15 protein-coding genes and 1 tRNA gene are annotated in these 18,810 nt (G+C 53.7%); 9 read left to right on the top strand and 7 right to left on the bottom strand.

Going from position 1 to position 18,810, the window contains the following annotated elements:
• Window positions 1–55: 55 nt before the first annotated feature.
• On the bottom strand, window positions 56–1,255 hold the full coding sequence (locus tag BFW38_RS14595) for a fumarylacetoacetate hydrolase family protein (RefSeq protein WP_068999560.1): 1,200 nt from the start codon (window positions 1,253–1,255) through the stop codon (window positions 56–58).
• A gap of 185 nt (window positions 1,256–1,440) precedes the next feature.
• On the opposite strand from BFW38_RS14595, the gene BFW38_RS14590 reads away from it, so the two are divergent.
• The 4 genes from BFW38_RS14590 to BFW38_RS14575 all read left to right on the top strand — a co-directional run bounded on the left by BFW38_RS14590 (window position 1,441) and on the right by BFW38_RS14575 (window position 5,368).
• On the top strand, window positions 1,441–2,394 hold the full coding sequence (locus tag BFW38_RS14590; RefSeq protein ID WP_068999559.1) for a LysR family transcriptional regulator: 954 nt from the start codon (window positions 1,441–1,443) through the stop codon (window positions 2,392–2,394).
• 97 nt (window positions 2,395–2,491) lie between these two features.
• Window positions 2,492–3,271 (top strand): SDR family oxidoreductase, encoded by a 780-nt coding sequence (locus tag BFW38_RS14585; RefSeq protein ID WP_245686173.1) that lies wholly within the window; start codon window positions 2,492–2,494, stop codon window positions 3,269–3,271.
• Between the two features lie 87 nt (window positions 3,272–3,358).
• The gene (locus tag BFW38_RS14580) at window positions 3,359–4,207 is read left to right on the top strand and encodes an ureidoglycolate lyase (RefSeq protein ID WP_068999558.1); all 849 of its coding nucleotides are present in this window, start codon (window positions 3,359–3,361) and stop codon (window positions 4,205–4,207) included.
• Window positions 4,208–4,477: 270 nt separating this feature from the next.
• The gene (locus tag BFW38_RS14575; protein ID WP_068999557.1) at window positions 4,478–5,368 is read left to right on the top strand and encodes a TIGR01777 family oxidoreductase; all 891 of its coding nucleotides are present in this window, start codon (window positions 4,478–4,480) and stop codon (window positions 5,366–5,368) included.
• 119 nt (window positions 5,369–5,487) lie between these two features.
• On the opposite strand, the gene rapA is transcribed toward BFW38_RS14575, so the two are convergent.
• From rapA to dsbG, 3 genes are all read right to left on the bottom strand, one after another.
• A complete protein-coding gene (gene rapA / locus BFW38_RS14570; RefSeq protein ID WP_068999556.1) occupies window positions 5,488–8,415 on the bottom strand; it encodes an RNA polymerase-associated protein RapA in 2,928 nt (975 codons plus the stop codon).
• 88 nt (window positions 8,416–8,503) lie between these two features.
• Window positions 8,504–9,349, bottom strand: coding sequence for a TlpA disulfide reductase family protein (locus BFW38_RS14565; RefSeq protein ID WP_068999555.1), 846 nt, complete (start codon window positions 9,347–9,349; stop codon window positions 8,504–8,506).
• 23 nt (window positions 9,350–9,372) lie between these two features.
• Window positions 9,373–10,227 carry a thiol:disulfide interchange protein DsbG gene (dsbG, locus tag BFW38_RS14560; protein ID WP_068999554.1) on the bottom strand — a complete coding sequence of 285 codons (855 nt, stop codon included), beginning with the start codon at window positions 10,225–10,227 and terminating at the stop codon, window positions 9,373–9,375.
• 327 nt (window positions 10,228–10,554) lie between these two features.
• Here dsbG and BFW38_RS14555 point away from each other — a divergent pair, with 327 nt between their 5' ends.
• The gene (locus BFW38_RS14555) at window positions 10,555–10,776 is read left to right on the top strand and encodes a hypothetical protein (RefSeq protein ID WP_068999553.1); all 222 of its coding nucleotides are present in this window, start codon (window positions 10,555–10,557) and stop codon (window positions 10,774–10,776) included.
• A 39-nt stretch (window positions 10,777–10,815) separates the two neighbouring features.
• Here BFW38_RS14555 and hglS read toward each other — a convergent pair whose 3' ends face one another.
• Window positions 10,816–12,231, bottom strand: coding sequence for a 2-oxoadipate dioxygenase/decarboxylase HglS (gene hglS, locus BFW38_RS14550; protein WP_068999552.1), 1,416 nt, complete (start codon window positions 12,229–12,231; stop codon window positions 10,816–10,818).
• Window positions 12,232–12,477: 246 nt separating this feature from the next.
• A complete protein-coding gene (locus BFW38_RS14545; protein WP_068999551.1) occupies window positions 12,478–13,404 on the bottom strand; it encodes a LysR family transcriptional regulator in 927 nt (308 codons plus the stop codon).
• A 150-nt stretch (window positions 13,405–13,554) separates the two neighbouring features.
• Between BFW38_RS14545 and amaB the strand changes: the two genes are divergently transcribed.
• The 4 genes from amaB to amaA all read left to right on the top strand — a co-directional run bounded on the left by amaB (window position 13,555) and on the right by amaA (window position 18,351).
• On the top strand, window positions 13,555–15,048 hold the full coding sequence (amaB, locus tag BFW38_RS14540) for an L-piperidine-6-carboxylate dehydrogenase (RefSeq protein ID WP_068999550.1): 1,494 nt from the start codon (window positions 13,555–13,557) through the stop codon (window positions 15,046–15,048).
• Between the two features lie 97 nt (window positions 15,049–15,145).
• The gene (locus BFW38_RS14535; RefSeq protein ID WP_068999549.1) at window positions 15,146–16,633 is read left to right on the top strand and encodes a sodium-dependent transporter; all 1,488 of its coding nucleotides are present in this window, start codon (window positions 15,146–15,148) and stop codon (window positions 16,631–16,633) included.
• Window positions 16,633–16,905: a DUF8026 family protein gene (locus BFW38_RS14530; protein WP_068999548.1), complete on the top strand. Its 273-nt coding sequence runs from the start codon at window positions 16,633–16,635 to the stop codon at window positions 16,903–16,905. The genes BFW38_RS14535 and BFW38_RS14530 overlap by 1 nt, the downstream gene beginning before the upstream one ends.
• Window positions 16,906–17,070: 165 nt before the next feature.
• Window positions 17,071–18,351 (top strand): L-pipecolate oxidase, encoded by a 1,281-nt coding sequence (amaA, locus tag BFW38_RS14525; protein WP_068999547.1) that lies wholly within the window; start codon window positions 17,071–17,073, stop codon window positions 18,349–18,351.
• Window positions 18,352–18,731: 380 nt separating this feature from the next.
• On the opposite strand, the gene BFW38_RS14520 is transcribed toward amaA, so the two are convergent.
• Window positions 18,732–18,808: transfer RNA gene (locus BFW38_RS14520), tRNA-Pro, on the bottom strand.
• Window positions 18,809–18,810 lie beyond the last annotated feature (2 nt).

Below are 18,810 nucleotides of genomic sequence, written 5' to 3'. Positions count from 1 at the left end.
ACGTTTCTCCTGCAAGGCGTACGTTCAATTTCTCAATCGCTCAATCGCTCAATCGTCAGAGCGTCTGGTCTTTTTTCGGGCTCAGTAAACCACGATCTGCCAGGTTATGTAGCAGCTGATTCAATCCAAACGTCCAAGGGGGGGCTTGATCACTGGTGGTGACTTGGTTAGTCAGGCGGCCCAGCTGGGGGCTGCTGATTTCGACGCGATCGCCGGGGTGATGAGTAAACCCGCTACCGGCCTCACCACGGTCTTGAGTCGGTGCAAACAGGGTGCCAAGGAACAGTAAAAAACCATCTGGATACTGGTGGTTGGCATTCAAGGTTTGTTGGGCCAGGTCAGCCGGGTCGCGGCTGATCTTGTTCATCAAGCTGGTACCGGCCAAGGTGTAGCCATCAGTCCCTTCAACTTTCAGCTCTACCGTGCATTGGCGGACGTCGTCCAGTGTGAAGTGCTGGTCAAAAAGTCGAATAAAGGGGCCGATGGCACACGAGGCGTTGTTGTCCTTGGCTTTGCTTAACAATAGTGCACTGCGGCCTTCGAAGTCTCTTAAGTTGACGTCATTCCCCAGTGTGGCGCCCAAAATATCGCCACGACTGTTGACCGCCAGCACCACTTCCGGCTCAGGATTATTCCATGCCGATTTCGGGTGAATGCCGATGACAGCGCCACTGCCGACCGCCGCCATGACCGGCGCTTTGGTGAATATTTCGGCGTCCGGACCAATCCCAACCTCAAGATACTGAGACCATAACCCTTGAGATTGCAGTAATTGCTTCAATGCTTGGGCTTGTGGCGATCCAGGCACAATGGCACTGAGATCTGAGCCGATGACCGCTTGTACTTGTTGGCGAATTTCAGCGGCTTGGGTGGTGTCGCCACCGGCACGTTCTTCGATCACGCGCTCGATCATACTGTCAGCAAAGGTGACGCCTGCGGCCTTGATCACCTGCAAGTCAGCCGGGGCTAGCAGGAAGGGCTGATCGATATTCGGGGTAGGGCCACTGTTCGCCAGTAATGCCTCGACAGTGCCAAGATCGATACCTTCAATCTCTTTGAGCCGCTGCTGAGGCTGGTCAGTTTCCAACAGTTGACTGAGCGTGGCAAAGTGTTGGGATAAGTCATAAACCCGCCCGGCTTTAATGACAATCGGGGAAGGGCCCGCCACGGGGGCGGGCACCCATGCCCGGCCAACCAACAAAGCGTTTTGATGATCCACCGGCAAGGTGGTTTCAGGTGTCAGTGCGAGCGACATTAGGGAACCTCTCCAGGTGGATCCAGGTGGACATAGCCTCACACTAGGGGGGCATATCGATAAACTCCAATGACATCTGATAAGGTTTTGATAACTTGGTGTTATTGGCTGGCGATCAAGAAACGTTAAGGGCGATGCACGTTTATCAAGATGGTGATTAAGGTGTGATTCATTGAGGACTGAAGATGGCAGATTTATCGCTTTCGCATTTTTGTAATTGGCTGCGTTTTCGACACTTGGTATTGATCGATACGTTAGGTCGAACACGCAACATGCATTTGGCCGCCGAACAAATGAATTTGAGCCAACCTGCTGTCAGTAAAATGCTCAAGGAAATTGAGTCACTATTGGGGTTTGCGGTTTTTGAGCGGCTGCCACGGAGTATGCCGCCGACTGACTTAGGACAGCATGTGCTGCGTTATGCCCAAACCGTGTTGAATGAGGCGGAAGGGTTTGTCAGCCAGACCAATCGTTTGAGTAATGGTGGTCACGGTTACTTGAAGGTTGGCGGTATTTTTGCCGCAACGGCCGCTGTATTGCCTGATGGCATTGTCGAAATTAAGCAGCGTTGGCCATTACTGGAAGTCGAAGTGATCGAAGAAACCAGTAATCGGCTGATGAAAATGCTGGAGGAAAAGGCGCTCGATCTGGCTGTTGGCCGCTTTACTGAACAACGTCAATCGCAGCAGTTTGATTTCACCCCCTTGGCACCAGAACCGTTTTGTCTGGTGGTGAATCATCAGCATCCATTGGCCGGATCTGAGCAGGTCCTCAGTCTGGACACCTTGTTAGCCTGGCCGTGGATTCTCTACCCTAAAGGCACCCCCATTCGCGATCGTATGGAATCGGCTTTTGCCGAGGCGGGTGTTCAAGTGCCCGCTAATATCCTCGTGACGATTTCTATGCATACTTGCCTGAAAGTGCTGGAGCGTAGCCAAATGATTGCGATGTTACCGATCGCCATGGTCGGTGAATATATCGAACGCGGCGTACTGACGATGCTGGAGACCCAGTTGACGCTGGTGCCGCAGTATTACGGTATTTTGACGCGTAAGGATGAACCTTTAGTCGGGCCTGCTCAGGAGTTCTCCGATATTCTTCAGCGTCATGCACAAAAGCAGATCTTAACCACTATGTGATTTCTCCAGGTTATCGGTTAATCGAAAAAAGCCATTATTCAGTGATCAAAAGCCTCTCTAGATTGAGCTCACAGATTCGAGCTAAAGGGGCCTGATCATGGATCACCAAGGTATGGCGTCAGCTGCGCTTGAGTGGCTGTCGATGAAAGGTAAAACGGTATTGATTACCGCTGCGGCACAGGGCATTGGGCGCGCTAGCGCGCAGCTTTTCCGCGATGCAGGGGCGCATGTCATTGCCACCGATATTGATGTGGCCCCTTTGGCCGATGAACCGGGGTTAACGGTTTATCCCCTGGATGTGACTTCCGCAGAAGCGATCCGAGCGCTTAAGGCGGAAGTGGGGCCGGTTGATGTGTTGTTTAATTGTGCCGGTTATGTTCACGCAGGGGATGTGACGGTCTGTAGCGACCAAGACTGGGAACAAGCGATGGCGGTGAACGTCACCGCGATGTTCCACACCATCCAAACATTTATTCCCGATATGTTAGCCCGTGGCGAAGGGGTCATTCTCAATATGGCCTCTGTGGCTTCTAGTGTGAAAGGCGTCCCTAATCGTTGTGCTTATGCGGCCAGTAAAGCGGCTGTGATCGGGCTGACGAAATCCGTTGCGGCTGATTTTATTACCCAAGGGGTTCGCTGTAATGCGATCTGTCCGGGTACGGTGGAGTCGCCGTCGCTGCGTCAGCGTATTGCAGCACAAGCCGCTCAAGCCGGGGCGGATGAAGCCGCCGTTTATCAACAATTCGTTGATCGCCAGCCGATGAAACGCTTGGGGCAGCCTGAAGAAATTGCCCGTTTGGCACTCTATCTGGCGTCTGATGCGGCCTCGTTTACGACTGGCGTGGCCTATGCTGCTGATGGCGGGATGACGCTGTAAGTCGGGTTGAATGTGATCTCAGAGTTAAATCGTGGCGGTGCTTAAACCAGTCCATATTGAATCGGTCAATGCTGAGCAGGAGGCATTATGAAGTTATTACGTTATGGGGCGCCCGGCGCAGAAAAACCCGGACTATTGGATGCCCAAGGGCAGATTCGTGATCTTTCTGGGCAGGTATCCGATATTGCCGCTGAGGCGTTGCAGCCGCAAACACTGGCGCGCTTGGCGGCCATTGATCCTGAATCGCTACCGCTGGTCTCAGGGACACCCCGGCTCGGCGCTTGTGTGGGACAGGTCGGCAAGTTTGTCTGTATTGGACTGAACTATGCGGATCATGCCGCTGAGTCCAATATGCCCGTGCCGGCAGAGCCGATTATTTTCAATAAGTGGACCAGTGCGATTTGTGGCCCCAATGATGATGTTGAGATTCCACCCGGATCGCTCAAGACCGACTGGGAAGTTGAGTTGGGTGTGGTGATTGGTCAAGGTGGACGCGATATCGACGAAGCCGATGCGATGTCACATGTTGCGGGCTATTGCGTGATTAACGATGTGTCCGAGCGAGAGTGGCAGTTGGAGCGCGGTGGTAGCTGGGATAAAGGGAAGGGCTTTGACACTTTTGGCCCGATGGGCCCTTGGTTAGTGACGACTGATGAGATTCCAGACCCCCACCATTTAGCGATGTGGCTTGAAGTCAATGGTCATCGCTATCAGAACGGTAATACGGAAACACTGATTTTTAAAATCCCTCAGTTGATCGCCTACCTGAGCCGATGCATGAGCTTACAGCCTGGTGATGTGATCTCTACCGGTACGCCGCCTGGGGTTGGGCTAGGCGTTAAACCTGAGCCGGTTTTCCTACGCGCGGGTCAAACCATGCGCTTAGGTATTGAAGGTCTAGGTGAGCAAACTCAACGCACGGTTCAGAGAGATTGAACCGCATGGTCTTATGAACGTCCGGTTTTATAAGCGAATGGCCTTATTGATGCCGGGTCTTGTGGGTGTATCGTCTGTTGTGGTCTTCGCGCTGCCCCCTAGGGTGGCGCTTTTTTTATCTAGTCTGCTAGAAAAATTCGCATTAGAGACACTTTATGAACTATACACAAGCGATACATTGAAACGGTTTTGGTGTATCGTTTTTGTATAAGATTTTGTATAAGTTACCCTTGTGGCATAAGTGTTAGGTTCATGCACAAAGGAGATGTGATGCGTATTTTGGTGACGGGTGGCAGTGGTTTTATTGGGCGCTTGTTGTGTCCCGAGCTGCAAAGCTCAGGGCATGAAGTCGTGGTATTGACGCGATCACCTCAAAAAACACGAAAGAAACTGCCTGAAGGCGTGCAATGCTATGCAGATTTGAATTCAATCGAGCCTTGCGAGGCGGTGATCAACTTGGCTGGGGCAGGGATTGCCGATAAACGTTGGACTGAGGCACGAAAGCAGGTGTTGCGCGCTTCACGTTTAGAGACAACTCAGGCGGTGATTGAGTGGATGTCGACCCTGCCTGTGCCGCCGACGGTGATGATTTCAGCCTCTGCGGTGGGCTGGTATGGTGAGCAGGGCAACGCTGTAATTGATGAATCGACGTTACCGGTGCCGGGGTTTACCCATGAGTTATGTGAAGCCTGGGAGCAAGCGGCACAGCAGGCTGAAGCCCTGGGTGTCCGGGTGTGTCGTATCCGCTTAGGGGTGGTGTTGGGTCAAGGCGGCGGTTCCTTGGCTAAGATGTTGCCTGCCTTTAAGTTAGGGCTCGGCGGACGCCTCGGCGATGGCCAGCAGTGGATGCCCTGGATTCACCGACAAGATGTGGTGCGGGTGGTACAGTTCTTATTGGCGCATTCAGAGTGTTCAGGGCCTTACAATACGACGGCCCCAGAGCCTGTGACCAATGCCGAATTTACTCAAGCGATGGGGCGGGCTTTACATAAACCGACACTCTTGCCTGTGCCTAGCTGCATGTTGTCGTTAGCGCTGGGAGAAATGGCGTCATTATTGCTCGGGAGTGCTCGTTTAGTTCCGCGGCGTTTGCAAGAGGAAGGCTTTCAGTTCCGCTATGCGACGTTGGATAAAGCGTTGGCCGATATTCTGGCGGCTTAATGTTTGAGACGGTGGTCAGTCGAGCGACGGGATGTGGTCTATGGGTGGCTTGAGCATGTAGCGGTGCCGATTAGCCGACACCGCTTGAGGGCTCGTTGAATGATCCGCAAGGCTAATACTTAGCGCACATCATCGCTGGTTGAGACTAATAAACGGGCAGCATCGAGTCGAAGTTGGGCATGATTCAGAGCATCGCCTAAACGCTCGCGTAGTGACGCCAGTTGTTCAATTTCCGCCTCACGTACGGCTGGATTACGCTTCGCCAGTGCTCTCAGACGTGTCAGTTCAGGGTCGAGTGTGTTCTGCATCCGTTCCTGTGCTTGCTCGATCATTGAGGGCAGATAAGCTTGTGCTTGCTGTTCCGCTTGATCAAACAGTTGACGCAGTGAATCTTGGCGCAGCTTAACCACTTGACGTGCCATGCCTTTTTTCATTTTGACAACTTGTTTGGACAAGCCTTTAAAACTGACTTTGGGTCCCAGGTTGTTGCCATTGGCATCCAGCAATAAACGCAGTGTTTGTGGCGGCAGGTGGCGGGGTAAATCCAGGCCTTCCTGTGGAGCGCCTTCCAGCACAAAGAGGAGTTCCAGCAGCAAAGTCCCTGCCGGGAGCGCTTTGTTCTTCAGCAGTGCGACACAGCTGTTGCCACGCCCCGAACCGGTGACGGCATCCATGCAATTGCGCACCAACGGATGTTCCCAGGTCAGGTACATTAAATCATCACGGACCAGTGCTTTATCACGCAGGAAGGTGCCGCTGCTGCCTTCTTCATAGTCAATGTGAACGTCAGTCAGCAAGGTGCCTTCTGTTTCATTGCTGGGGCGTAGATGCCAGGTGTGCTCGTCCAGGTTTTCATTGTTTAAACGGTACACATCCAGTGCGCGTTCTAGGTAGTCCTGTAATGCGCTATCGTCAGCGTCTTCGGCTTCCAGCTGTGCGACCAGGGACTCACTGACTTCGGGGCGATGTGAGGCCAATTCGAGTAAGCGGTGACGGCCAGCTTCCAAGGCGTCTTCAGCCTCTTGGCGCGCTGGGATCAGTTCAGCCAGGACCTCTTCACCAGAAAGTTCTCCGTTGAGCCAGCCTTCGAGATCATCTTCAAACTGCTCAAACAACGGGCCGCCGACTGGTCGAGGTGCACGGAGTTGATCGAGTCCCGCATGGCAAAACTCAAGCCAAGCGCTTTGAGCGCTGTCTTCCAGATAAGGAACGTGAATCTCAATGGTGTGTTGTTGGCCAATACGATCCAGTCGGCCGATTCGCTGTTCCAGTAGATCGGGGTGTGGCGGTAAGTCGAACAGTACCAGATGGTGAGCAAACTGGAAGTTGCGGCCTTCGCTGCCAATTTCAGAGCAGATCAACAGTTGGGCACCATCTTCATCATCGGCAAACCAGGCTGCGGCTCGATCTCGTTCGATCAGCGCCATGTCTTCATGGAAGACGGCTGCGAGTAGGCCCGAGCGTACCCGTAGCCCCTCGGCCAGTTCCAGCGCGGTTTCGGCATGCTGGCAAATCACTAGGAACTTGTCCTGCGGCGCTGATTTCAGTGTTTTTTGCAGCCATTCAACACGGGGGTCGAGTTGCCACCAGCGCTCAGCTTCTGGCAAGTGCTGGCTGAACAGGCGCTCAGGGGTCAGTGCTGGCCAGGGCCAGGTTTGCCCGGTCAAGATTTCGGCCTGATCTTGGTGTTCCGGTTCGGCAAAGTGTTCCAGCGCTTCGTCATAGAGATCCGGCATGGGCAGTGCATAGGTGTGCGGCAAGCGTTCGGGAAAGCCGGCAACACTGGCTCGACGGTTACGGAATAGCACACGGCCGGTACCATAACGGTCAATCAATTGTTCCATCAGCTGCTGACGGGCACTGGCTTTTTGCTCTTCGTCGCTCTCGGGGTTGGCCAGCAGCGTCAGCAATGCCTGGGTATCACTGTCGAGTAAGGGGGCTAAAGTGGCCTGTTGGTCGGCGTCGGGCAGTTCGCCCTGTTCCAGTTGGGCCAGAATAGTGGCAATGTCGCGATAGTGGCTTTCTTCTTCGCGGAATGCTTCCAGGCTCGGGTAACGTTGCGGGTCGAGCAGACGAAGCTGTCCGAAAAAGCCCGCATCTCCGGCTTGTTCCGGCGTCGCGGTGAGCAGTAAGAGCCCAGGGATTTGGTGGGCTAATGCTTCAACGCACTGATAAGTCGTTGAGCTGGATTCGGGCGACCATTTTAGGTGGTGAGCTTCGTCAATAATGAGCAAGTCCCAGGCTTCTTCGCCCGCCAATAGCTGATGTCCAGGACTATTCGCCAACCAGTCGATACTGGCCAAAGCAATCTGGGTATCCTCAAAAGGAAGGGGCGTATTTTTGAGATAGGCTTCATCAATGAGCGTGACAGGTAGGCCAAAGCGGCGCAGTAACTCGACTAACCATTGATGGGTGAGGCTTTCAGGCACCAGAATCAAGGCGCGTTTGGCGCGCCCGGTCAGCAATTGCTGGTGCAAAATCATCCCGGCTTCAATGGTCTTACCTAGCCCTACTTCGTCGGCCAGTAATACGCGAGGAGAGAGGCGTTTACCGACTTCATGGGCAATATATAACTGATGCGGGATCAAGCCCACTCGCGGACCACGTAAGCCGCGTAAGGGATCGGCGACCTGTTGTGCTTGTTGCTGGCGGGTCAGCATGCGCAAGTAAAAATGGTTATTGCGGTCTAACTGTCCTGTCAGTAGGCGCTCTCTCGGGCCTTGAAAGCTGAGCTCATGACTCAGTTGCGTCTCTGGCAATTCACGCCATTCACCGTGTTCATCTTCGCCGATATAGACCGTCAACCCATCAAGATCTTTGTTGTCGTCGACGGTCAGCTGCCAGCCTTCGTGGTGGGTGATGACATCTCCCTCACTGAACATGACTCGCGTCAGTGGGGCACTGCGCGTGCTGTAGACGCGTGTGTCGCCATTGGAGGGAAAGAGTACGGTGACGGCACGATTGTCACATTGCAGGATAGTGCCTAGACCTAACTCGACTTCTGCATCACTGATCCAGCGTTGGCCGGGAACAAATTGCGGGGACATCAAGAACCTCTTGGGCGCGATTCGATCGAACATCTGAGACTTGGGGCGCGCTATGTTAGCGGATTCAGCGCGCTGGCCCAAGCCATGCCTAGTCGGTAACGCGATATTCCTGTAGGAATTGTGCCAAACGAGCGGGTGTGAGCTCACCAATCTGCCGGTCTACCAAGGTGCCTTGACTATTGTAGAACAAGGTTGTCGGAAGGCCTGGTGTATTGAACGTGGCCAGCCCTTGTTGCTGCGGATCTTGCAACAGGTGGCGAAATTGGAGCTCTTCATGTTGCAGGTAGTGCTCAATGGCGACAAGGGACTCGCCCTGATTAATTAAAACTAAAGTGACATCATCACGCTGATCATATTGCGCTAATAGCGGCATTTCACGTCGACAGGGTGGACACCAGGTGGCCCATAGATTCACAACCATGGGTTTGTCTTGGTGCAGGTCGGTCAGTTGAACCGGCGCCCCTTCAAGGGTTTTCAAGGAGAGGGCGGGCAACGGTTCACCTTGTGGCGGTGTAGGCAGTAGCCCCCACGTGACCCCCGCAGTGCAAGTGGCAACGGTCAAGCAGAGCCAAGCCCGACGTCGGGCGCCTGTCATCGTTGGCGCCGGCGCAGTGGTGTCCTCGGCGTGTGGCCGTTGACGCCAACGCCAAGCGGTCCAGCCGATGGCGGCGATCAGGGCTGACCAGGGCGTATAACCCGGTTGCCAGAAGTAGAGGACTGTCCAAGGCGCTTGTGCATAAGCTTCGAAATGAGGCAAGGCATGGCCCAAGCGCCCTGCGAGTACGGCGATGACGACTGTCTGCCAGCCCCAGCGTCCAAGCCCAGGAAAACGTCGATCAAGGCGCTCTGCCAAGATTACTAAAACGACGATCGCTAATAGGCCGGGCAGTCTGTCCAGTGCCAGTAGTAAAGGACCTAGGGCAATCGCATCCATGAGCAGGTGTCCCGGTCAGGAGGTTAACGAAAACGAGCCAAGTCGGGGTCGCTTTGCGGCTGTTCAGGTAGCCCAGTAATCTGAGCAAACTGCTCCAGGCGGGGCATGCCCGTGCTGACTTGTAAATGCCCTTTGCGATCCTGCCAGACAATCCCTGGTGTGCCATTGATTTCAAGCCCTTGCATGAGTGACATATTATCCTGCAGTTGGTCACGGCTGCTGTCTGTCATGGTGCCGTCGAGGGCTTTGGGTAAGGTGCCGAATTGTGTCATATTCAAGCTCAGCAGCGCATCGGGCTGGTCGCTGTCCAATAGGGCAGCCGCTTTATTGCGGCTGTCCGGTTTGAGGTAGGCGACCGGAATCCAGCGAATGGTCAGGCCTGCTGCTCGGTAGGGTTGCAGTGCTTTCCAAGCCATATGACAGTATGGGCAGTTGGGATCGAAGAAGACATAAATCATCTGATCGGATTCAGGAATTTTATCCCCTTCGTCCAGTGCCTTAGGCTCGCTGGTAATATAATGACTCGCGGCTAGGTCTTCCCAAGAAGGTTTGGACAGGTATTCGCGTTGATGTTGCTGGGTGAGATCCTGACCTTGGGCATCCATCACCACACCGCTGATTAAATTTTCGCCATCGGCGGTGGTATAAACGATGATTTCCTGCTCATTCTTATTGCTGACCACCCAGCCGTCGAGGCTGTCATTCACATCGAATTGACGGATGACTTCCAGCCCTTGGTTGATCAGGTGCTGAATCGGTTCTGGGTAGTCGGCAGGCGGTGACGCGATGCTGGAGGTCGGCTCAGCCGCCGAAGCGGGTTGAACCAAGAATAAAGAACAAAAGACCATAGCCATGGCGGAATGGATTAAATTGCGCATCGACAACACCGTGTGGATATCTTTAAGGTAGAACGCATGAATACTGCGCCTGAGTTGCAGGCTTAGGCGTCATTCAAGTCAACAAGTTCCCCACTGATGACAAGCGATCAAGCGGCTTTGCCTCTGAAGGCGCTATTGACTGGAGGACAGCTTAAAGGCTCGTGCCGTGACTGTCATCTGTCGGATGGTTTTGCTGCTATGCCGGGGCGGCTTGTTGGTGAATTCGTGGTCAAATGCGTTGGTGAGTATGTCTAGCGAATGATCGTGATGACACGGATGATGTGGCGTATTGCCATGAACGTGAAATAGACGAGAGAAAAGGGCAGCATGATGGCGATGAAAGATCCTCTACGGGTCTGGGCGATTGCGACTCAGCTGATTGGGTTTGTGCTGATTATCAGTATTGATACCTGGGCGGGGCATGGAGAAGCGCGCGGCCTTCAGGCGTGGGTTCTCGCTGGCATGCTGAGTGCTGCACTGGTTATCGCGGGGTTACGGCGTTGGCGGCAGCGCCGTGAGCTGCGCCGTCAGCATCAAGCCTCGCGTTAATCTGCAGGCTTGATGCTGTGGTGGTATAGCCGACTCGTGTTAGCGGCCTTCAGTCAACGCCTCTATGACGGCCTGAGCCGAATGAGCCTGTCGTTTGGCATAAAGTGAGAGCTCATCAATGATCGGGCGCCCCAATGCCGCCTCGAAAACATCACGACTGGCATTGCCGTGATGGCCTGCGCGGGGTTGATCGCTGTCGTGTTGTTGATCACGGTTGTGCTGTTGATCACTTAAATTAGATTGGAAAATCCCCGCGGCACTCACCGGTAGGAAATCTTCATAAATTAACGGAGAGGCTTTAACCCAGCCGGCTTCAATGAATGCCTCCATCGAGACTTCTGTGGTCGCAGGTGTTGCGGTCGAAGCGGCCGCCTGTGCCAGGCCTTTATCGGTTAACTGATATTCGAAAAAGGCCAGCCCTTGTCGACGTAAGGTGTCCAGATCATCAGGAAAGTCCCGGAAGACGTCCGCTAATATTTTTTGATGGGCGACGTTGTCATTGTGTGGCGCCTGCTGACGGGCTTGGCCGAGCAGTTGATCATAAAGTTCACGCCCTTTACCTGTGAGCGCCATGCCTCTTTGTTCGATCTCACCAAAGCGGGCGGTATGTGCGCCTTGTTGGTGGCCTTTAAACTCAATCGATTCTTGCAGTGCCTGGAAGCTCGTTTGACGTAGCAGAATAGGGTGTTGGCGGCGGGGCGGGCCTTCAATGATCGCTTTCGGTTGGATGCCATGAGCGGGCATTAAGCGTTGAACCTCGTCAATATCCAAAGTGCGTGGCGTCAAATGATTAATATGAGGGCCCTTGAAACAGACGACATCAGCGATGAGGCGATGCTCATCGTGCAGCGCCTGGTAGGTGGGTAAATCAACCGTGGCTGTTTGATGCCAACGGAAAGTCTCCAGGGCTTCGGTCACAAAGTGGTGAGCTTCCTCATCGGTCAGCCCGCCTTGCTGCTCGCATTGTTCAATGAGTGTTTTGACGCCCGGGGTGAAAATATCACGTGCGGCCAGAATTTGAGCTGCGTGCTCACGCAGTGCAGGATCTTCGATCAGCTCCAAGCGCAACCATGAGGTAAAAATACGGAAAGGGTTGCGGTTTAGCGCCTGAGTACTGACCGGGCGAAACGCGGTGGAATGTACCGGTACCGCTGCTGCTGAAAGGTCATAATAGCCGACCGGCTCCATGCCCATTACCGCAAAAAGACGCCCCATCATATGAAGCTCGGCCGCGGTGCCTAATCGAATGGCGCCATGGCGCTCTACATTCAGGCGCTCCAGCTCTCCACGGTTTTCCAGCTCGGTTTTGAGTGCGGGCTGCGCTGCAAGTGTTGCCTCGTTGACTTCCGCCACCAGCGTCAGCAAGGTGCCGTATTGCGGCACTTCTTGTTGGTACATGGTCGACATGGCTTGAGAGAAGCGATCTCGAATCGTATCGCTGGATACAAATGACATGACAGGCAACCTCTTGTAATCATTCTCGGGTTTAGGCGCGGCCATGATGGCCGTTTTTGATCAGTGGCTGTTGACCAGACGTTCTTGATCAAAGCAAAACCCAGAGAGCGGGACAAGCGAAATAAAGTCGCTGATACCTTCCAAAAAAGAATGATGTCGCATTCAGGATAGTCGGCTATCAAGGATGCTTGAATTCAAGCGCCGGATGTTCACGATATTGAAAATCCCTGGATGGATGCTGATCGATTAACTCGCGGCTTGATTCACTGCTGCTCGATCGGGAGCACCTCCGGGATGGTCGAGATGCTCTTCAACCCATTGAACAAAGCCTTTGACTTTATCCACTTCTCCTTTGTGCTCCGGATAGGCCAGGTAGTAGGCGTTGCGGCTACGCAATGCGAATTCCCAAGGAATGACCAGCTGTCCGGATGTTAACTCTTCTTCGGCTAGAAACCCCGGTACCAGAGCGACTCCACAACCTGCGCGGGCGGCTTGGAGGCTCATATAAAACGTATCAAAGCGAGGGCCGTGATAGCTGTGTGTAGTGTAGCTCCCTTGGGCATCAAACCAGTCATGCCAGGCCTCGGGTCGAGTCGTATTTTGTAGCAGTACCAGTCGGGTCAGATCAAGGGGATGCTGGAACCCTGCTGGGGGCATGAGATGAGGGCTGCAGACGGGGACGACGTCTTCATCCAGTAGTTTTATGCACTCGGCTTTAGGCCAGACGCCATTGCCGAAGAAGAAGGCCACATCCACACGGGCTTCCTCCAGATCAAAAGGATCGACCCGATTGCTGATATTCAGATAGGTATTGGGATGGTGAAAGCGAAACCCATTGAGTCGTGGCACCAGCCAGCGAGCCCCGAAAGTCGGTAGTGTCGTGACATTCAAGACCTCACTTTGCCCACCGTAAGACTGCATATAACGGGTCGACATGTCGACCTGAGAGAGGATTTTACGCACCTCCGTTAAATAGAGTGCGCCTTCTGGTGTGACCTGAAGCCGTTTTCGGACTCGCCTAAACAGAGGGTGTTGCAGAATCTCCTCCAGTTGAGCGACCTGCTTGCTGACCGCGCTTTGTGTCAGATTCAGCTCTTCGGCCGCACGGGTAAAACTGAGGTGGCGTACCGAGGCTTCAAAACATTGCATCGCTGTCAGTGTCGGGCGTCGCATGAGGGGCTCCTGCCTTGGATCGTCGTACATCAAAGTCGTAATAAGAAAAAAAGGAATGATCTCCGTATAAAACATCGTTTGAGCAAGGTCAAATCTGGTGGAGATACTGCGAGTGAAGTTTTTGATCAAACAAGAGCCGCAGGAGGCCATATGATTCAAGAGATGATGCAGCGGATGGGGGTTGACCCCGCACTCTTTGAAACCGGAGATTTCCCTGTTTACTCGCCCACCGATGGTGCTGTCTTGGGCCGAGTGCAGATGGAATCTCAGGCCGATGTGACGCAGCGTATCGACCGGGCTCAGGCAGCGTTTGAGCAATGGCGTCAGGTGCCTGCGCCTCGCCGTGGTGAGTTAGTCCGCCTGTTTGGTGAGCAGCTGCGGGCTCATAAAGAAGATTTGGGCACGCTGGTGACCTTGGAGTGCGGCAAGATTTACCAGGAAGGCCTGGGTGAAGTTCAAGAGATGATCGATATCTGTGATCTGGCGGTGGGCCAATCTCGTCAGCTCTATGGTTTAACCATTGCCTCTGAACGGCCGGGCCACCACATGCGCGAAAGCTGGCATCCTCTGGGCCCTATTGGCTTGATCACCGCTTTTAATTTCCCTGTCGCGCCTTGGGCCTGGAACGCGGCTTTGGCTTTGGTCTGTGGTAATAGCCTGCTTTGGAAACCCTCCGAGAAAACGCCTTTATGTGCACTGGCTTGCCAGGGACTGCTAGAAAAAGCGATGGCTGAATTTGGTGATGAGGCACCGGCTGATCTAAGCCAAGTGATTCTGGGTGAACGTGAGGCAGGTGAAGTGCTTGTCGATGCACCACAGGTACCTTTGATCAGTGCAACGGGCAGTACCCGAATGGGGCGTGAAGTCGGACCTCGCGTCGCGTCACGCTTTGGGCGCAGCATTCTAGAGCTCGGTGGTAATAACGCCATGATTTTGACGCCGAGTGCTGATCTGGATATGGCGGTGCGCGCTATTTTGTTCTCGGCGGTCGGAACGGCTGGCCAGCGCTGCACCACGTTGCGACGCCTGATTGTGCATGATTCGATTCGTGACGAAGTCTTGGCTCGGTTAAAAAAAGCCTATCACAATATTCGAATTGGCGATCCGATGAGTGGCGCCTTGGCTGGGCCTCTGATTGATGCCCAGGCCTTTGATCAGATGCAATCGGTATTGGCGAGTGCACAAGAACAAGGGGCGGTGGTTCACGGTGGTGAGCGCCAATTGGCTGAGCAATATCCACAGGCGTTTTATGTCGCGCCAGCGATCGTTGAAATGGCGTCGCAAAATGAGTTGGTTCGGGATGAAACCTTTGCGCCCATTCTCTACGTCATGGGCTATCAGGATTTTGAGCAAGCACTGGCGATGAATAACGACGTACCGCAAGGCTTGTCCTCCTGCATTTTCACTACTGATCTTCGTGAAGCCGAAGCTTTCGTGTCCGATGTGGGCAGCGACTGTGGGATTGCGAACGTCAATATTGGTCCGAGTGGTGCTGAGATTGGCGGGGCCTTTGGCGGTGAAAAAGACACCGGTGGTGGCCGTGAGTCAGGCTCCGATGTGTGGAAAAGCTATATGCGCCGTCAGACCAATACTGTGAATTACTCCAGAGAACTGCCTTTAGCACAGGGTATTCAGTTCGATTGAAGCTGATATATGGCTGTCGCTGGCAGCCATTTTGATTTGTTCTGCGGTTGATAAAAACAATAAGCACAAGGGCTTTATATCGCCCGGGAGATGAACAATGACTATAAAATCGCAAGGCGGGCCGGGAAGCTCGGCTGAGCCCACTATTGCCCGTGAGCAATGGGGGAGTCGGTTTGGTTATTTAATGGCTGTGGTCGGTGCCATGGTCGGTGCCGGTAATATTTGGCGCATGCCCTATGTGACAGGAGAAAATGGCGGCGGTGCTTTCCTGATCGCTTATTTTTTATTGCTTTATCTGATCGCGGTACCGGGGTTGATGGGTGAGACCAGCCTCGGCCGTTATACCCGTCAAGGATTGTTAGGGACTTTCCGACAGCTGTTTGGTCGTAACCGAATGGTCGGCCTGGGGCTTGTGATCCTCATTTTTAACATCGTCTTGATGTCCTACTATTCCTCGATTGTGGGCTGGTCGCTTTACTACGCCTTTCATGCGCTGATCGGGACTTTCAGCCAGCAAGACTTTGATACGGCCGCGCTGTGGTCGGCATTCAACCAGAACAAACTGTTGAATGTCGGGATGCATACCTTGGCGATGGGGATCGTGTCAGTGATCCTGCTGTTTGGCATCAAAGGGGGCATCGAGCGGATGGCCAAATGGATGATGCCCGTCTTGACCATTGCATTAGTTGCGATTGCTATTCGTGGGCTGACGCTGCCTGGAGCCGTTGCTGGTTTAGAGTTTAGCTTTTCCCCGAATTGGGAGTACTTGATGCGGGGGGAAACTTGGCTGGCCGCTTTGGGCCAAGCATTGTTTTCGACCGGGCTGGGCTGGGGCATTGCGCTGACCTATGGCAGCTATTTAGGACGTAATGACGATATTCCGCTAGGAGGCGGTATTTTCACCGCAGTTGGCAACACAAGCTTTGGCTTGTTAGCCGTCTTTGCTGTTTTTCCGATTGTCTTTGCTTTTGGTATTTCTCCGACTTCTGGGGCTGAATTAGCGTTTGTGGCGCTGGCCAAAGCCTTTGGCGGGATGAGTGCCGGTTATCTTTGGTCGCTGCTGTTTTTTATGGGGTTCTTATTTGCCAACCTGACAACGGCGATTGCGATTACTGAGGTGGGGGTCACCACCTACCAGGAGGAGCGTCAAGTTCCTCGCCAAAAAGCAGTGTTAGTCATGTGTGCCATTATTTGGGTACTCGGTATCCCAAGTGCATTAGACAGCTCAATTCTCGGCTATTTGGACTTCGTTGTTGGCAACTGGGGTCTACCGCTGGCCACTTTTATCATCATGCTGAGTATTGGGTGGAAGTTTGACGCCCGTCGCTTGCGCCTGGTGAGTCTGAATCGTGGTGCAGATATGTATGTCTCATGGCGTTGGGAGCCGGTGGTGCGCTACCAAATTCCGCTGATTATGCTCGGCATCATGGCTTACTTCCTTTATAGCAATCTTTCTACGACACCGTTCAAAACACTCAGTGGCCTTGTGGTACTGACTTTATTGATCCCTGGTTGTATGTGGTGGATGAGGCGACATGAGTCATCCACATCGATATCCACGCATTGGGTTGAGGAGCGTTCGTGATGAGTTTATCTGCGATTATTGTCATGTTGGGTTCGATGGTGGTGCTCTGGGGCGTTGCCAATAGTGCCCTGATTGTTTCGATGCGACGGCAGGAGCGAAAGCTGGCACTGATTCAGTCACAAGGAGGCTTCGAGCCTTTCTCACCGAGAGCTTTTCAAGATCTTCAGCAGTGGTGTGATCAACATTCGGATCACGCCAATATTGCCGAAGTGGAGGCATTGCTTCAGCAACAAGAAGAGGCGATGAAGGCCTATCCGCAACGGTTTTATTGAGGTTGTGGCACCTGAATTTAAGGGCTTGGTGAATCGGTTTGAGAGCTTGGTGAATCGGTTTGAGAGCTTGGTAAATCGGTTTGAAAGCTTGGTGAATAGGCTTGCGGTTCTGGTGAATGAAAGCTCAAGTCAGTTCAGTCGAAAGGTTCGACGTCGGGAGGTTCTATGCAAACGAGATGTTTATGGCATGCCACTTCGGTTGAGGCGGAGCCCCAGTGTGCGCCCTTTCAGGGAGAGATCAGTGCTCAAGTTGCCGTTATTGGTGGTGGCATTACGGGATTATCCACGGCGTTGCATCTGGCAGAACAGCAGATCTCGGTGGTGCTGGTGGAAGCGGGTGATATCCCCACTGGCGGTTCGGGGCGTAATGTGGGGCTGGTGAATGCGGGGCTTTGGATTCCCCCCGATGATATCAAGCAGGTGCTGGGGGCCGCCGATGGTGAAAGAGCCACTCAGCTGCTCAGCCAAGCCCCCGCAGCTGTTTTCGATTTGATTGAGCGCCACCACATCGAGTGCCACCATACGCGCACAGGAACGCTCCATTTGGCCCATAATGGGAAGGGTGTTGATGACCTCAGACGCCGCTTCGATCAGTGGCAGAAGCTTGAAGCACCGGTTGAACTGTTAGAAGGCGAAGATTGCTGGCAGCGCGTCGGGAGCCGACAAGTTCCAGCAGCGTTGCTCGATCGGCGTGCCGGTACTATCAACCCTGCGGCTTATACACGCGGGTTAGCCCGTGCCGCCCAGGCGGCTGGAGCGCAGTTGTTCACCCAGACACCGGCGACTGGGTTAAAGCAAGAGGGCGATCGTTGGTGCGTACAAACGACGCATGGTGAAATCAAGGCGGACCGTGTGGTGCTGGCCACCAATGCTTACACCGAGGACCATTGGAATCAGGTCAAAGATCATTTTTTCCGAGGCCATTTCTTCCAGGTCGCGTCCAACCCTTTACCTGAAGCGTTATTGGCGGATATCTTGCCTGAGCGCCAAGGGTGCTGGGATACTCGCACGGTCCTGAGTAGTCTGAGGTTGGATCATGAGGGGCGTTTGATTCTGGGGAGTTTGGGTTCTGGTGACGCTAAGCCGGAAGCGTTTATTCGATGCTGGGCTGATCGCATTGCTGAACATTACTTCCCTTCATTTAAACATCGCCAATGGCAATATTGTTGGACGGGTAGCATTGGGTTTACCCCAGATCATATGCTGCGACTGTTTGAACCTGCACCGGGCCTTTTGGGCGTGACCGGTTATAACGGGCGGGGCGTGACGACAGGGACTGTCGTGGGTCGAGGGTTTGCTCAGTACCTCGTTTCTGGTGATGATAGTGGGTTACCGCTGCCGATTCGGCAGGCCCATGAGGTCAGCATACCGCGTTTGCGTGGGCTCGCTTACGATAGCGCCTTTGCCTTGTATCATACCGGCCAGTGTCTGCGTTTAGTGGCTTGATCGACTCGTGGCCTGATGGACACGGCCTATCCCATAAAAAAACGGGATCTCCGATAGGGAGATCCCGTTGAGCGTTGGCTCATCTGAGTATTGATCAAATGGACGGTGGCTCTAATAGACAAGACGACTGAAGCTTGATGACTGGTTCTGGCAACTTCTGGCAACCAGCGCTTGTCGTTTGCCCTCAAATCCTTGGTCAAACGACAATAGCATCCCGGCACTCAAGCGGGTGCGCAACAGCAACTACATTTGCAGGGGATAGGCGTGCCCAGAGGGCAATTTGATGAGAGTGGCGTCTATGCAAAAAAGGAAGGGATAAGAGCATAAGACGCAATCAGGAAGCCCTCGCTAGCGCGATGACTTCCTGATTGATTATTCTTTGGTCGGAGTAGCAGGATTCGAACCTGCGACCTCTGCCTCCCGAAGACAGCGCTCTACCAAGCTGAGCTATACTCCGTA

The sequence above is a fragment of the Terasakiispira papahanaumokuakeensis genome (genome assembly GCF_001709345.1).
Taxonomy (GTDB): Bacteria; Pseudomonadota; Gammaproteobacteria; order Pseudomonadales; family Halomonadaceae; genus Terasakiispira; species Terasakiispira papahanaumokuakeensis.
Note: the sequence above shows the minus strand (reverse complement) of the source record. Positions and strands in the feature narration are given on the sequence as shown.

Excerpts from the sequence above, each read along its gene's own strand:
- BFW38_RS14595 (WP_068999560.1), bottom strand. The coding sequence starts at position 1,255 with ATGTCGCTCGCACTGACACCTGAAACCACCTTGCCGGTGGATCATCAA.
- BFW38_RS14590 (WP_068999559.1), top strand. The coding sequence starts at position 1,441 with ATGGCAGATTTATCGCTTTCGCATTTTTGTAATTGGCTGCGTTTTCGA.
- BFW38_RS14585 (WP_245686173.1), top strand. The coding sequence starts at position 2,492 with ATGGATCACCAAGGTATGGCGTCAGCTGCGCTTGAGTGGCTGTCGATG.
- BFW38_RS14580 (WP_068999558.1), top strand. The coding sequence starts at position 3,359 with ATGAAGTTATTACGTTATGGGGCGCCCGGCGCAGAAAAACCCGGACTA.
- BFW38_RS14575 (WP_068999557.1), top strand. The coding sequence starts at position 4,478 with ATGCGTATTTTGGTGACGGGTGGCAGTGGTTTTATTGGGCGCTTGTTG.
- rapA (WP_068999556.1), bottom strand. The coding sequence starts at position 8,415 with ATGTCCCCGCAATTTGTTCCCGGCCAACGCTGGATCAGTGATGCAGAA.
- BFW38_RS14565 (WP_068999555.1), bottom strand. The coding sequence starts at position 9,349 with ATGGATGCGATTGCCCTAGGTCCTTTACTACTGGCACTGGACAGACTG.
- dsbG (WP_068999554.1), bottom strand. The coding sequence starts at position 10,227 with ATGCGCAATTTAATCCATTCCGCCATGGCTATGGTCTTTTGTTCTTTA.
- BFW38_RS14555 (WP_068999553.1), top strand. The coding sequence starts at position 10,555 with ATGATGGCGATGAAAGATCCTCTACGGGTCTGGGCGATTGCGACTCAG.
- hglS (WP_068999552.1), bottom strand. The coding sequence starts at position 12,231 with ATGTCATTTGTATCCAGCGATACGATTCGAGATCGCTTCTCTCAAGCC.
- BFW38_RS14545 (WP_068999551.1), bottom strand. The coding sequence starts at position 13,404 with ATGCGACGCCCGACACTGACAGCGATGCAATGTTTTGAAGCCTCGGTA.
- amaB (WP_068999550.1), top strand. The coding sequence starts at position 13,555 with ATGATTCAAGAGATGATGCAGCGGATGGGGGTTGACCCCGCACTCTTT.
- BFW38_RS14535 (WP_068999549.1), top strand. The coding sequence starts at position 15,146 with ATGACTATAAAATCGCAAGGCGGGCCGGGAAGCTCGGCTGAGCCCACT.
- BFW38_RS14530 (WP_068999548.1), top strand. The coding sequence starts at position 16,633 with ATGAGTTTATCTGCGATTATTGTCATGTTGGGTTCGATGGTGGTGCTC.
- amaA (WP_068999547.1), top strand. The coding sequence starts at position 17,071 with ATGCAAACGAGATGTTTATGGCATGCCACTTCGGTTGAGGCGGAGCCC.